General features: G+C 46.8%; 1 protein-coding gene. It reads right to left on the minus strand.

From position 1 onward, the window contains the following. Positions 1-369: hypothetical protein (locus F1E73_RS17370; RefSeq protein WP_150452706.1), on the minus strand; the 369-nt coding region annotated here is incomplete at its 3' end. Positions 370-453: the final 84 nt, after the last annotated feature.

Consider the following 453-nt stretch of genomic DNA (forward strand, 5'->3'; position numbering starts at 1 on the left):
CTCGCGGATGGCCAATATATTCCCTTGGTGGTCTGTGAGTACGTTGCCGCGGTCCGTTTTGCCCATGATTACAATGTCTTCCTTCCTGTCTAATCCTGGGTAGGTGATGGTGTAGGCCTGCTCTTTATGGAACCATTGAAAATCGGTCGTAATAGTGCGCACCCCATTATTATAGGTATGGAAGCGCCCTAAATACGCATCGTTAAAAATCCACTCCTCTTTTACGGTCTGCTTGGCGCTCTTGTCCGTACTGGCCGTGCTGAAGTAGGTCCAGATACCTATAACCGGATCGTTGTTTTCTGCAATGCGAGTGCAATTGGCAGAAAGTAGCATGCCGATTAGCGCCAAAAGGGAATATACTTTTCTCATTTCGTAGGTTTTACGGTTGGGGAGACCATTTTTCTAACGCAAAAGCCTCCCTTCTATTGTAGAAACTCGATGTATGGCGCTATA

Source organism: Arenibacter lacus, from assembly GCF_008711145.1.
Lineage (GTDB): Bacteria > Bacteroidota > Bacteroidia > Flavobacteriales > Flavobacteriaceae > Arenibacter > Arenibacter amylolyticus.